Genomic DNA, 13,730 nt, shown 5'->3' with positions numbered 1-13,730 from the left:
TTCAATCATCATATGAGATTCTTGTTATGTTGATTATTATACTTCAAATTGCACCTATTACAACAACCAAAACAAGAAAATGTAATGGTGCCAGAATAGTAATATAATGACAAATAGTGATATTATTTTTTGACAAGGATATCAAGAATCTGCTATAATTCAATACACAAAGATCGACTTAGAAAGTGGGGTTTTTATGTCACATATAAAACTTTTGGATCAAAATACGATAAATAAAATTGCTGCAGGAGAAGTAATTGAGAGACCGGCAGCAGTAGTGAAAGAATTAATAGAGAATGCAATCGATGCAGGTGCGAATGCAATTACAACTGAGATTAAAGAAGGTGGAATTAGCTTTATACGTATTACCGATAATGGTAATGGCATCTTAAAGGAAGATATTAAAACTGCATTTTTAAGACATGCAACAAGTAAAATTAAAACAGTTGAGGATCTACTAAGTGTTAGTAGTCTAGGATTTCGAGGAGAAGCATTAGCAAGTATTGCTGCAGTATCACAAGTAGAATTAGTGACTAAAACGAGTAATGAGTTAACTGGTATACGTTATATTATAGAGGGAGGAGAAGAGAAATCTTACGAAGAGATTGGTTGTCCAAATGGAACGACTTTTCTTATCCGTAATTTGTTCTATAATACTCCTGCAAGAAGGAAGTTCTTGAAATCACCGAATACCGAAGCTAGTATGATTGGAGACTTGATTACAAGATTATCTGTTTCTCATCCTGATATATCCTTTAAATTTATCAATAATAATAAAATAAAACTTCATACTTCAGGAAATGGTAAGTTAAAAGATATTGTTTATAATGTGTATGGTAGGGATATCTCAGCGCATCTTCTTGAAGTGAATGGTAGGACAGAAGAATATGAGATTACAGGATACATTGCAAAACCAATCGTAACCAGAGGGAATCGTGATTATGAAAATTACTTTATTAATGGACGTTATGTAAAAAGTAGTATTATTAGCAGAGCAATTGAAGATGCTTTTAAGCCATTTATTATGTTACATCGTTATCCATTTGCAGCGCTTCATTTTAGAATTGATAGTGATTTGATTGATGTAAATGTACATCCAACCAAGATGGAATTGCGTTTTAAAAATGGAAATGAGATGTATCATTTTACTTATTCGATATTATCTCAAATATTAGCTGGGAAAGAATTAATACCCGATGTTTCTCTGATAGAAGAAAAAGTGGAAGAGAAAAAAATATTAACTGCACCAGAACCTTTTGAAGAAAATCGACGAAAGGAAATCATGAGTCAAGGTTCCACTCAAAAAGATTACCATAACCATGAGCATTCAAATAATATAAATAATTATAGAAAAGAAGGTCCTAATGGTACAGTTAATCTAAAGAATGCTATGAGTTCTAAGGAACTAGCGAGAGAGTTAGAAGTCAAAACGAATCCTATATCGGACTTTGAGAAAAAAAAGATAATTGATGAGACAGAGATCGGTAGATTTGAAAAGGTTGTAGCGAACCCAGAGCTTGTACGTGAAGAATCTAATTATCATAAATCTGATGAAGTAGAGTTAAACAAGTCACATATCAAAGAGCTAGATAGGCAACAAAGTGAAGAACAAAACCAAGAAGAAAACAAGGAACAAAACCAAGAAGTAAACAAAGAACAAAACCAAGAATTCAATAAAGAACTAAATAAAGAAAGAAATATAGAACAGAGTGAAGAACGCAACCAAGAAATAAATAACAATCAAAATATAGTTCATAATCAAATTCAACCACAAGAACAATTGATAAATCAAGTAAATGAAAGCGAAGATATAGTATCTGGCGAGCAAATTAATTTATTTGAAGATAAATTGCTATCAAAAGCTGCTAAGAAAAGTCATCGAATTGTTGGAGAAGTATTTGGAACATATTGGATTGTTGAGTATTCAGATAAGATGTTTTTAATTGACCAACATGCAGCGCATGAAAAGGTGTTGTATGAGAAAACACTGAAAGCTGCAAAAGAGAAAGAATATCTTTCACAGATATTAAATCCGCCAATTATTATTACTTTAAATATGAGAGAAGAAGAAGCATTAAAGACACATAATAATGTTCTATCTAGATTAGGATTTGAAATCGAGCATTTTGGTGGGAAGGAATATTCGGTACGATCACTGCCAAGTAATCTTTTTGGAATTGCAAGTGAAGACTTTTTGTTAGAATTAATCGCGAATCTTGTTGAAGAAGTTCCTGTTGGGACTTCAGATATGATTCTTGAAAAGGTTGCATCCATGTCATGTAAGGCAGCAGTAAAGGGAAACACTAGAATGTCATATGAAGAAGCATATGCCCTAATTGATCAATTATTAGAACTTGATAATCCATATAACTGCCCACATGGTAGACCTGTGATTATATCTATGAGTAAATATGAAATTGAAAAGAAATTTAAGAGAATAGTGTAATCAATTATTATAAATTAAGATTTAGAAAGGAAATGCCACATAAGTTTTTTAACATATTATTGTGGTAATAACATATTTCGTAAGTTATGTGTTATGTAATGGGTATTTAGATGAAGAAACCATTGATTATATTAACGGGACCAACAGCAGTAGGAAAAACAGATCTATCCATAAAACTAGCTAAGGCAGTGAATGGGGAGATTATTTCAGCAGATTCGATGCAAGTTTATAAATATATGGATATCGGTACTGCAAAGATAGCAAAAGAGGAAATGGATGGAGTAAAACATTATTTAGTGGATGAATTTGAACCAGAGGAAGATTTTAATGTTGTTAAATTCAAAGAATATTCCAATCTATATATGAAGGAAATATACGCTAAAGGTAAAATACCAATTCTAGTTGGAGGAACAGGCTTTTATATTCAAGCTGTCTTAAATGATGTCGATTTTTCTGAAATGGAAGCGGATACAAAGTACCGTAAGGAACTTGAGGATTTAGCTCAGGTAAAAGGAAATGAATATCTTCATGAAATGCTTCGTGAAGTAGATGAGAAGTCAGCTGTTTCAATTCATCCAAATAATGTTAAAAGAGTAATCCGTGCTCTTGAATATTATAAAGAGACCAAAAGACCGATATCAGAACATAACGAAGAACAAAAAGAGAAAACATCACCTTATAATTTTGCGTATTTTGTTTTGACCAACGAGAGAGACACATTGTATCAAAGAATAGATAAAAGAGTTGATCTAATGATGGAACAAGGATTATTGGAAGAAGTGAAGTATCTATATCAAGAAAAAGGATATAGTAAAGACCTAGTTAGTATGCAAGGATTAGGATATAAAGAAATCATTGCGTACCTTGATGGCGAATGCACATTAGAGGAAGCTGTCTATATTCTAAAAAGAGATACGAGACATTTTGCAAAACGTCAGCTTACTTGGTTTCGAAGAGAAAAGGAAGTCATTGAAATAAATAAGTTAGATTATAATAACGATGATAATAAGATACTACAAATAATGCTTTCTATTCTGAAAGAGAGAAACATTAACTTTTCTAGCAATTATTGACCTTATTTTCTCATTTCGCTTTCAGATATTGATTATTCAATTGAGTAGACGTATAATATTTATTATGAAATTTGTAAGAATTCTGTCTAACATGCCCATTTATGGGTAACTTTATAAGGATAAATGCAATAATGTCAATATAAAAATTGATATATAGCTTTACCTAAAATGAATAGAGTCTTACATCTAAATGAAAGTCAAAAGAAAAGAGAGGTAATTAACATGACGAAAATAGACATTTTTTCTGGATTTCTTGGCGCAGGAAAAACAACTTTAATAAAAAAGTTATTACAAGAAGCTTTTCAAGGTGAAAAAGTTGTACTAATTGAAAATGAATTTGGTGAAATTGGAATTGATGGCGGTTTCTTAAAAGACGCTGGTGTTGAAATAACAGAAATGAATTCAGGATGTATTTGTTGTTCTTTAGTTGGTGATTTTGGTACAGCTCTTAAAGAAGTATTAACAAAATATAATCCTGATCGAGTAATTATAGAGCCATCGGGAGTTGGTAAACTCTCAGATGTTATTCGTGCAGTACAAGGCATTGATACGGAATTGGAAGTTAAATTAAACAGTTTAGTTACAGTTGCTGATGCGACAAAATGCAAAATGTATATGAAGAATTTTGGTGAATTTTATAATAATCAAGTAGAATATGCAAAGACAATTATTTTAAGCCGTACAGGTAAAATATCACCAGAACGTTTAGAAGATTCAGTAAAGCTTCTAAAGGAATATAATAGTGAAGCAACAATAATAACAACTCCATGGGAAGAGATAAATGGTATGCAGATCTTAGGAGCAATGGAACAAGAACATTCGCTTGTTAGTCAAATGCTTAAAGAGGAAGATGTATGTCCTACTTGTGGACATCATCATGATCATGAAGAAGAGCATAATCATCACGATCATGACCATGACGAAGAACACTGTCATCACGATCATGACCATGACGAAGAACACTGTCATCACGATCATGACCATGAAGAAGGACATTGCCATCACGATCATGACCATGACGAAGAACATTGCCATCACGACCATGATCATGACGAAGAAGGACATTGCCATCACGATCATGATCATGACGAAGGACATCATCATCACCACCATGCAGATGATGTATTTACAAGTTGGGGTGTAGAAACACCACATAAATATACAGAACAAGAAGTGAAGGAAGCTCTTGAAAAATTAGCTGACACTAAAGAATACGGAACAATCCTTCGAGCAAAAGGTATGTTACCTAATGTGAATGGTGAATGGATTTATTTTGATTTAGTACCAGGCGAATATGAATTACGTAAAGGTGCCCCAGAATATACAGGACGCTTATGTGTAATCGGAACTGACTTAGATCAAGATAAACTTGCGGTATTATTCTCGGTTGCTTAATCGAAATGATATATAGGTGTTGGATTGTAAATTTGCCATTATAGATTGAAAGGCATGGATATAAGAGTGAAAGAAAATTAAATATGAAAGGATGCCACATGTGGGTTCTATCACTCTTCTTTATTTGTGGCAATATCGTAAGGTCAGCCTACGATATGCGAGGGGTTTAAGATATGGAAATACCAGTATATTTAGTAACCGGTTTTTTAGAAAGCGGGAAAACTGCTTTTGTAAAAGAAACTCTTAGCGATCCTGAATTCAATGGTTCTGAAAAAACATTACTAATTGTATTCGAAGAAGGAATCGAAGAATATGAAGAGGATTTCTTAAGTGATAATCGCGTTACGAAAGTAGAAGTGGAAGAACCAGAAGAATTAACAGAAGAATTTTTAAACGATTGTCATAAAAAATATAAACCAGATCGTGTTATGATAGAGTATAACGGTGTATGGAAGTTAGAAACTCTTTTTAATGCTGCCTTACCAAAAGAATGGGCGTTAGTTCAGATTATTACAACAGTAGACGCATCTACTTTTGAGGTTCATATGAGTAATATGCGTTCTATGTTAGTGGAACAACTTTCAAACTCCGATTTAATTATTTTTAATCGATGTAATGCGAATACCAAAAAGAACGCATTACGTAGAAGCATTAAAGTGGTAAACCGTAAAGCTCAGATCATGTATGAATCCGAAGATGGTAATCTTGATGATCTAGAAGAAGATGATATGCCATTTGATATGAATGCTAGTGTGATTAAGATTGAGGATGACGACTATGGCTTATGGTATATGGATGCATTAGATAATCCGACAAAGTATAATAGAAGAATTGTGCAGTTTAAAGGAATGGTATATAAGGGCGAGAAATTCCCGAAAGATTGTTTTGTGCCAGGAAGATTTGCAGTTACATGCTGTGCAGATGATATGCAGTTCGTAGGATTTATTTGTATGGGGAAAGAAGCAAAACGATTAAACCAAAAAGATTGGATCAAACTTACTGCAGAAGTTCGTAGTGAATATCATCCTGGCTATGATAAAGAGGGGCCTGTATTATATGTGAAGAAAATTGAATATACTGAGCCTCCAATAGAACCTCTTGTATATTTCAATTAAATAAGAATAAAGTTCTTTAATCAATACCATACATTCCAAAGAAAACATCAAAATAATAATTATTCAATATACACAAGTTCAATAAAAAATCTTTTAACACAAAATATATTAGTTAAGAGATAATAATGGCTCTTTGTCAAGTGTTGGGGTGTGAGGTGCGTTGCACCCGCACTAACACTGACAATAGAGCTATTTTTATGACTAGGTTCTATAATAGATGTTTTTTTGCATGACAAATAAGCCTCTTGAAAACCGACCATTTTTTTACATAGAACTGTGAATGATACGTGTACGAAATCTTTCGAAATTACGTACACCATAAGAACTTCTTTTTAGTACTTTGATTTTATTATTGAATCCTTCCGTAGGTCCATTTGTATATCCATACTTAAAGGCATTAAGTATATACTCAGACCAGCGTCTATATGTTTTTGCACATGCTTCAAATTCGTGTAATCCAGAGCTTTCAGCACTTTTTACCCACTCCCAAAATTCAGTTCTTTGATATGTATAGCTATTACTCTGACATATTTCATAGAACCATTCTTTTAACCTGTGAGCTAGTCGTAAATCATCACTGTATTGTAGCATTAAATCACAGGCTTTTTTGTTGTCATCTTTTAATTTAGAATATCGAGTCAGTATAAGTTTTCTACTTCGCTTATAGTACTTTCTAAGAGTTGGTGTCATGGATGCTTGTAAACGTTTACGAACACTTTCAATTGCCCAGGAAACCTGACGAATGTAGTGATATTTATCTACGATGATTGTGGCATTAGGAAAGAATGTTTTGGCAAGATCTATATAAGGTTGCCACATATCAGAAATAAAAAATTTAACACGATATCTTTCATCACGACTGCAAGATTTAAAATACTCAATAAGATGGGACTGAGTACGATCCGGTAAAATATCAAGAATACATTTTTTCTTTGCATCCACCAGAATACATTGATATTTGGAATCACCAGCATTCCCTTTAAATTCATCAATTGAAATGCATTGAGGAATATGTGGTTTATCATACGAGAGTGTATCAAGAATACGTATTACTGTATTCATTGAGACATTAGTTTGGGAAGCAACATATTTAATACTGTTGGTTGAACGAAGCAATTCAACAATTTTGAAGGATAGTCGTGTTGTACGTTGCTGATATTTAGCTATAAAACTATATTTCTCGTAAAAACGTTTACCACAAGAACATACATATCTTCGTTTTCTTAACAATAAATAAGCATTGGACAACTGAAAAGGTAAGTCTTTAATTTTCTGCCAACGATAATCGTGTATTTTAGATGTTCCAGCTCCACAACAAGGACAAATTTGAGGTTTGGGATTGGTTTCAATCTTGATAATAATTCCATCTAAAGTGTGTTGCACACTTTTTAATTTTACACCTTCTAAATTTAAAAGATTTTTGTTACAATTAGATTGCATCTATATAAAATACCTCCTTTAAAATGTTAGCTTTGGTCGGTTGGCATGTGAAGAGGCTTTATATAGATGTATTTTAATATAAAAACAAAAATGTTGGAAGTGTGTTTTTAACACACCCCAACATTTATTATAGAACCATAATAATAAAGAGTTACAACAAGTCAGTATTGATTTGCTGTAACTCTTTTTTGTTAACTTTTTTGCATAATAAATTATTGTTCTATTTTGCATCCAACGTGCTGAATGCAATCTCGAATCTCTCTTTCATTTGCTTCGTCATTGTATTCAACATCGATAGAGCTTTGTCCTAAATCTACACTAACATTCTGTATGCCTTCTAGTTTATCTAAAGCATTTTTTAATTGTGTTTTCATCGTACTATTCTGTAAACGGGTGACATCGTAGTGTACTTTATTCATAGCAATACTCCTTTCAAATGGTGAATAGCAATTGCAAAAATAAGGTTATATATAAATATATAATTATTTTTACAATTGACTTTACAAAAGTTAACGTTTTTATTATTTGATAAAGAAGTATTCTTTATTAAGAAAATACATGGTAAAGATGTAATTTAGTTTGTTCTGTTAAAATAATTAGATAAGATTATATCAATTTTGATAATTCTGATTTACCAATTCAAAGAAATCAAAATAAGCTTTTGATAAATATTTATTTTTATGGTAAATTATATGAAATTGTCTGGTGAATCTTTGGTTATTAATGGGTAATATACTAATAATGCCTTGTTCCATGAAAGGTTCCACCAATTTTTTGGGTAGAATAGAGATTCCAAGTCCTTTACTAACACCATAAACAATTGCTTTAGTACTGGTACTGTTCCATATTGGTGTTATTGATATGTCGTGTAGTAATAAAAAGGATTCTGCAAGTTCTCTTGTTCCACTATTCTTTTCTCTCATTAAAAAATTTTCATTTTTTAAATCAGTTATCTTTAAATTGGGTATCTCTAATAATGGGCTATGGTTTGGAACAATTACTACTAATTCATCTTCCATAAAACTATTATGTATCAAGCTATTTGAATGAACCACACCTTCGATTAAACCGAAGTCTAATTCATTATTTAATACCATTTGTTCGATAAGATCAGAGCTATCTATGGTAATTAGAGTTCTAATTGTAGGATATTTATCTTGAAAGGTTTTAATGTAATCGGGTAATAAATAGGTACCGATAGTAATGCTAGAACCTATTCTTAGTGTATTTGTAGAATCAGGACTCTTAACTAAGTCTTCTAAATTATCAAAAAGTGTAGTGATATGTGAAGCGTAATCATAGATTTGAGTTCCAATGTTTGTAAGATATAGTTTCTTTGATACACGGTCAAAGAGTTTTATATTATAATATTCTTCTATTTCTTTAATTGCTGTACTAACAGCTGGCTGTGAGATAAATAGCTTTTTTGAAGCATTGGTAATACTATGTTCATTACAGACAATAACGAATATTCTCAGATGTCTTAAAGTCATTATTTTTCCTCCAATTATAATGAAAAGGTTATGCATATAATAAAATTATATTATTTTACTTAAGTATATTCAAGTTATATAATTGATGAGAAAGAAAATATGGTAGTTCAACGTAAGATTTAGAAGGGAATAACGCAATAATTTATCAAAATATTGTGTTATATAAAGGCAAAAAAATATGAAAAAAAACTATAATTTTTATTTAACAATGTTTTTATCCACCTTTTTTATTAGTGCTTTTACTTTTGGTGGTGGTTATGTAATTGTACCACTAATGAAAAGGAAGTTTGTCGATGATTTGCATTGGATAGAAGAAGAGGAAATGTTGAATCTAATTGCAATAGCACAAGCTGCTCCAGGTGCAGTTGCTATAAATGGAGCAATTAGTATTGGATATCGATTAGCAGGATTATTAGGAGTGATGATCACAATATGTGGTACTGTTTTACCACCTTTTATAATTATTTCAATATTATCCGTTGCCTATCAATCAGTTAAGGGAAATCTAATAATTCAATTAATACTTCAAGGAATGCAAGCCGGAGTAGTAGCAGTGGTCTTTGATGTTGTAATTACAATGATAACACCGTTTATAAAAGATAAGAGAGTTGATTCTATTATAATACTTATGATATCCATCATATTGACAGCTGTTTTTCATATCAATATAGGAATTGTTTTGTTAATAAGTGGTATCATAGGAATTGTTTTAGTAAAGAGAAAAAGTAAGATATGAGCTAAGTTTTCTCTTATATCACTTAATGAGGTAATTAAAATTAGAAAGGCAAGAAAAATATGATTTACATTCAATTATTACTTAGCTTTATACAGATTGGCTTATTTAGTTTTGGTGGGGGATATGCATCATTACCATTTATTCAAAATCAAGTAGTTACAAAGCATCATTGGTTAACAATGAAAGAATTTGCTGATATAATAACCATCTCACAAACAACACCTGGTCCAATTGCTATTAATGCTGCAACCTTTGTGGGAATCAACGTAGCAGGAATAAAGGGGGCAATTGTAGCAACAATAGGTTGCGTATTACCATCCATCATAATCATTTTATTTTTATCTATTTTGTATTATAAATATCGTGGTCTATCATTTATGGATGGAATATTATATGGATTAAGGCCAACGGTTATCGCATTAATTGCAATATCTGGTTTTTCTTTACTTCAAGCTTCCGTTTTACCAAATAGTTCGAACACGCACATACTACAAAATCTTGATTATGTATCAATCGTATTAATTGTAGGTGCGCTTTATATATTAAGAAAATATAAAACAAATCCTATATATATTATGTTAGGAGCAGGTATCATACGACTAGGTTTATATTTTATATAAATATAATATGATTTGCTCGACAAATGACCTGTCTAGACTATTTTCTAGACAGGTCATTTAATTAATCGTTTTGAAAAATAGGATCCTCTTTTAGCCACTTATGAAAAGTACTTTTATGTGTTAAGACATAAGAAATAATGACAGAACAAATCGGTATAATTAAAATACAGCCTATACAACTAAATATGATTGGTATCATTTCCTGTGAAAATGCTTTGGAATTGATAATTTTATCAAAGGAGTAGTGTTCCTTTTTGAAACGAATCATCAGCATTAAAAATTCAGCTAAAAATGCAAAAAACAGAGTGTTAGTCGTCGATCCAATAATATCACTTCCAATGTTAATACCAGATAAGAATAAATCTTTTTGAGTTAAGTGGTTATTGTTTTTATACACCTCATATACAGAAGAAGAGATAGCGATAGACATATCTAATACAGCACCAATGAGTCCAATCATAATAACTGCAAAAGCAATCTTAATCATATCGATATTCATATTAACAGAAAGGCCAGACATTTCATCTTCTAATTGTTTTTCAGTGCTAAATCCTTGAAGATTTGCTGCATAACCCATTTTATATGCGAAGAAAGATAATAAGGTTATTATGATAAATATTGAAATAAAAGCGGAAAAAGTCTTAGCATTTTCACCATTTTGATAGAAAAGAGTTACTAAACTAATTAGGATACAACATATATAAGTAACTGCAATTGCATTTATTCCCCAATACATTAGCAGAATGGCTACTAGCATAAAAATAAAATTAGCGCATAATGTTACAAAGGATACAACACCTCGATCCCCTCCAATGAGAAACATTAATAGCATTAGAATAATAAGTAATACAATAATCATGATTTACGTCCCTTTCTTAGTAATAAAATTGATAGAAATATTGAGATTGGGATAGATAATAGTATTCCAATGCTTCCTGTTAAAAATCGATATATTTCATAAGGCATGTACATAGTAAGAATATTTTTTATATGGATACCATTTTTCATAGCAAGTATAAAGAATGGTATACCACTACTTAGATAAGTAAATAACAGCACATTAATCATAGTTCCCATAATGTCATTACCTATTTCTTTACCTGAACGTAGTAAATCTTTTGTTTGTACATCACGATTTTTCTCCACCAATTCACTTGTAGAAGCAGCCATAGTGATGGCAATATCCATAATAGCGCCTAGTCCACCGATTAGTATTTCAGATAAAAAGATTTCTTCAACATCATTCGGCATAGTCATATATTCCATTGAGGCGTAGTCGATGCCTGATGTATTTTTCAGTACAATGTAATATAGTAGCATCATAGCAGATAACGATAATAGGGTTGATAAGATCGCTGCTATCGTTTTTTTATTCCATCCACTAATTAAAAACAAGGAAAAGACGGTAAAACATAGTACAAGACAGATGCTTAAAAATAAAATGTCAACACCTTTAAAATATAAGTCCAGACAATACGACACTAGAAGAATATTTGTAAGTATGCTAATTATTGTAAAGAAGCCTTTCTTTTTAGAAATTAATAATATAAATAAGACAAAGATAGATACAAGCATAAGTAAGTATTTATCTTGCTTAAAGCCAGTAATGGTAGCAGTTATTGTATGCGATTTATTGTTTGAAAGAGTGATAAATAACTCATCGCCTTTATCATATTTGCAGTCATATACCTGAGAGCTCGAGTAAGTGTTATTCAATTTTACTAATTTTCCTTTATGATTTCCATTCATGATAAGCGCAGTAATTTTTTGGGTATAGTATTTTTCAACATCACCAAATTCATTTTCTTCACTATGAGTATACGTACTAGTTACTATATTTACTTTGGCTATTGTTCGATGATAATAGTTATAGTTATGGCTTAGTATTATATACAATATAAATAGTAAAATGAGGAAAATTGATGAAATGATAATTTTTTTCCTGTTTTTATGAATGATATTTCTATACTTATCATTACCTATTTGATAGATGGAGTTTGATTTTAATGTTAACAATGTTTAGAGACCTCCTTTTATAAATCCAATCAATTGTATACCTATTCATGAAAACAGACAAGTTATTTACTTTAAAAAATACAAAAAAACTAATGAAAAACCATAAAACGACACAAATCGTAAAAATATTCAGAATACAATAACAAGAAAACACACAATGTATTAAAAATATAAAAAAACCGATTCATTAATATTTACAAACAATTTATCTAGTGGTAATATACAGTTAATTATTCAAATTATTACCACTAAATAAATTGTTTAATGTGTAAATAAATATTGTCATAAATTCATATTGATATATTTTATCAGATTAGAAAAATATATTACATAATGTTCTAATGCTAGGAGCCAACATTAAGCTCTAGGTTTAAATTACTATAAATATCTTAGATACAAATAATCCAAAGTTTTAAATATAAACAAAATAAGATGAGAAGGAGGGAAATACGATAAAAATCAGAGAAATACAGTAAGATGTGACGAAAAATAATATATAATTTTCTTAAAAAGCTATTATATATTTTGGCAAATATGACGAAAATAATAGTGTAAAGTTAAATAAATTTGTAAAAAATAGGTAGAAATAATAGGGTTATCGGGAAAAAATGTAGACAATTTAGCAAAGTTAATGAGAGAGGGGAGCTATATTATGAAACGAAGATGTTGTTTTATAGGTCAAGAATCATTAAATGAGGTTATGGTTTACATGGAAACACAAGGAACAAAGGAATTAATTAGTAAGATTGAAAAAGTAATTGACTGTTTAGTTTCGAATAATAATGTAAGTGAATTTATATGCAATATGGATATTGGTTTAACAATTCATGCAGCAAAAAGCGTTCTTAATATGAAAAAGAAGTACTCTTTCTTAAAATTAAGATGTGCAATACCTTATGAAACACAATCTGAATACTATCCAGAATATGTTCGAGATAAATATTATAGCATAATAGAACATTGTGATAATGAAGTATTGGTGTCTCGACAAAAAAGCCCAATTGCAAGAGAACGCAGCATACAATACATGATTGACAGAAGTGATATCGTATTCTTCATTTGTGAAAAAAGTTATCTGAATAAAATTAAAAGATATGTGTCTATGACAAATGCTGATAAAAAGTATGTCTATCTCAATCCAAAAACGGGAAAAGCTATTGTATTAGTTCGTTAACAGATTTATTATATTTCATTGATATTATAAAAGAGATAAACTTGATTCGCAATAGGAATATAGTCATAGCAAAATAAAAGTAGGATAGAACGAATAATGTAGTTAATAATATTGATGATTTATGTGCAATAGAATGGTGCGATTTCAGAAGAAATCGCACCATTCTTGATTTAAAAGTTACTTTGGATTTAGAAAAGTATGGTTTGGAATTTGACACCTTAT

Annotated in this window: 12 protein-coding genes; 7 read left to right on the top strand and 5 right to left on the bottom strand. The window is 30.6% G+C overall.

Translation table 11 applies throughout. From position 1 onward, the window contains the following. Positions 1-196: 196 nt before the first annotated feature. From mutL to bsdtb5_RS13050, 4 genes are all read left to right on the top strand, one after another. Positions 197-2,446, top strand: coding sequence for a DNA mismatch repair endonuclease MutL (mutL, locus tag bsdtb5_RS13065; RefSeq protein ID WP_271712425.1), 2,250 nt, complete (start codon positions 197-199; stop codon positions 2,444-2,446). Between the two features lie 110 nt (positions 2,447-2,556). Beyond that, complete coding sequence (gene miaA / locus bsdtb5_RS13060; RefSeq protein ID WP_271712424.1) at positions 2,557-3,519, top strand: tRNA (adenosine(37)-N6)-dimethylallyltransferase MiaA; 963 nt, start codon at positions 2,557-2,559, stop codon at positions 3,517-3,519. Positions 3,520-3,741: 222 nt separating this feature from the next. Next, complete coding sequence (locus tag bsdtb5_RS13055) at positions 3,742-4,914, top strand: CobW family GTP-binding protein (RefSeq protein ID WP_271712423.1); 1,173 nt, start codon at positions 3,742-3,744, stop codon at positions 4,912-4,914. A gap of 173 nt (positions 4,915-5,087) precedes the next feature. Continuing rightward, positions 5,088-6,029: a TIGR03943 family putative permease subunit gene (locus bsdtb5_RS13050; RefSeq protein WP_271712422.1), complete on the top strand. Its 942-nt coding sequence runs from the start codon at positions 5,088-5,090 to the stop codon at positions 6,027-6,029. 264 nt (positions 6,030-6,293) lie between these two features. On the opposite strand, the gene bsdtb5_RS13045 is transcribed toward bsdtb5_RS13050, so the two are convergent. The 3 genes from bsdtb5_RS13045 to bsdtb5_RS13035 all read right to left on the bottom strand — a co-directional run bounded on the left by bsdtb5_RS13045 (position 6,294) and on the right by bsdtb5_RS13035 (position 8,962). After that, positions 6,294-7,469, bottom strand: a complete 1,176-nt coding sequence (locus bsdtb5_RS13045) for an ISL3 family transposase (protein ID WP_271712080.1) — start codon at positions 7,467-7,469, stop codon at positions 6,294-6,296. Between the two features lie 212 nt (positions 7,470-7,681). Next, positions 7,682-7,888 carry a heavy-metal-associated domain-containing protein gene (locus bsdtb5_RS13040; protein ID WP_271712421.1) on the bottom strand — a complete coding sequence of 69 codons (207 nt, stop codon included), beginning with the start codon at positions 7,886-7,888 and terminating at the stop codon, positions 7,682-7,684. A 192-nt stretch (positions 7,889-8,080) separates the two neighbouring features. Further along, a complete protein-coding gene (locus bsdtb5_RS13035; RefSeq protein ID WP_271712420.1) occupies positions 8,081-8,962 on the bottom strand; it encodes a LysR family transcriptional regulator in 882 nt (293 codons plus the stop codon). 178 nt (positions 8,963-9,140) lie between these two features. Here bsdtb5_RS13035 and bsdtb5_RS13030 point away from each other — a divergent pair, with 178 nt between their 5' ends. Beyond that, complete coding sequence (locus tag bsdtb5_RS13030; RefSeq protein WP_271712419.1) at positions 9,141-9,698, top strand: chromate transporter; 558 nt, start codon at positions 9,141-9,143, stop codon at positions 9,696-9,698. Positions 9,699-9,757: 59 nt separating this feature from the next. Beyond that, on the top strand, positions 9,758-10,318 hold the full coding sequence (locus tag bsdtb5_RS13025; RefSeq protein WP_271712418.1) for a chromate transporter: 561 nt from the start codon (positions 9,758-9,760) through the stop codon (positions 10,316-10,318). A 61-nt stretch (positions 10,319-10,379) separates the two neighbouring features. Here the strand turns inward: bsdtb5_RS13025 and bsdtb5_RS13020 are convergent, their stop codons facing one another. Both bsdtb5_RS13020 and bsdtb5_RS13015 read right to left on the bottom strand, forming a co-directional pair. Then, positions 10,380-11,177 carry a YibE/F family protein gene (locus bsdtb5_RS13020; RefSeq protein ID WP_271712417.1) on the bottom strand — a complete coding sequence of 266 codons (798 nt, stop codon included), beginning with the start codon at positions 11,175-11,177 and terminating at the stop codon, positions 10,380-10,382. After that, positions 11,174-12,334: a YibE/F family protein gene (locus bsdtb5_RS13015; RefSeq protein ID WP_271712416.1), complete on the bottom strand. Its 1,161-nt coding sequence runs from the start codon at positions 12,332-12,334 to the stop codon at positions 11,174-11,176. Before bsdtb5_RS13015 ends, bsdtb5_RS13020 begins: the two co-directional genes overlap by 4 nt. A 652-nt stretch (positions 12,335-12,986) precedes the next feature. On the opposite strand from bsdtb5_RS13015, the gene bsdtb5_RS13010 reads away from it, so the two are divergent. After that, positions 12,987-13,508, top strand: a complete 522-nt coding sequence (locus bsdtb5_RS13010; RefSeq protein ID WP_271712415.1) for an SLOG family protein — start codon at positions 12,987-12,989, stop codon at positions 13,506-13,508. Positions 13,509-13,730 lie beyond the last annotated feature (222 nt).

The sequence above is a fragment of the Anaeromicropila herbilytica genome, from assembly GCF_016591975.1.
Taxonomy (GTDB): Bacteria; Bacillota; Clostridia; order Lachnospirales; family Lachnospiraceae; genus Anaeromicropila; species Anaeromicropila herbilytica.
This window is presented reverse-complemented; position numbering and strand designations above follow the sequence as displayed.

Coding starts and splice junctions, on each gene's coding strand:
- bsdtb5_RS13055 (WP_271712423.1), top strand. CDS start 3,742: ATGACGAAAATAGACATTTTTTCTGGATTTCTTGGCGCAGGAAAAACA.
- bsdtb5_RS13035 (WP_271712420.1), bottom strand. CDS start 8,962: ATGACTTTAAGACATCTGAGAATATTCGTTATTGTCTGTAATGAACAT.
- bsdtb5_RS13020 (WP_271712417.1), bottom strand. CDS start 11,177: ATGATTATTGTATTACTTATTATTCTAATGCTATTAATGTTTCTCATT.
- bsdtb5_RS13040 (WP_271712421.1), bottom strand. CDS start 7,888: ATGAATAAAGTACACTACGATGTCACCCGTTTACAGAATAGTACGATG.
- bsdtb5_RS13030 (WP_271712419.1), top strand. CDS start 9,141: ATGAAAAAAAACTATAATTTTTATTTAACAATGTTTTTATCCACCTTT.
- miaA (WP_271712424.1), top strand. CDS start 2,557: ATGAAGAAACCATTGATTATATTAACGGGACCAACAGCAGTAGGAAAA.
- mutL (WP_271712425.1), top strand. CDS start 197: ATGTCACATATAAAACTTTTGGATCAAAATACGATAAATAAAATTGCT.
- bsdtb5_RS13025 (WP_271712418.1), top strand. CDS start 9,758: ATGATTTACATTCAATTATTACTTAGCTTTATACAGATTGGCTTATTT.
- bsdtb5_RS13045 (WP_271712080.1), bottom strand. CDS start 7,469: ATGCAATCTAATTGTAACAAAAATCTTTTAAATTTAGAAGGTGTAAAA.
- bsdtb5_RS13050 (WP_271712422.1), top strand. CDS start 5,088: ATGGAAATACCAGTATATTTAGTAACCGGTTTTTTAGAAAGCGGGAAA.
- bsdtb5_RS13010 (WP_271712415.1), top strand. CDS start 12,987: ATGAAACGAAGATGTTGTTTTATAGGTCAAGAATCATTAAATGAGGTT.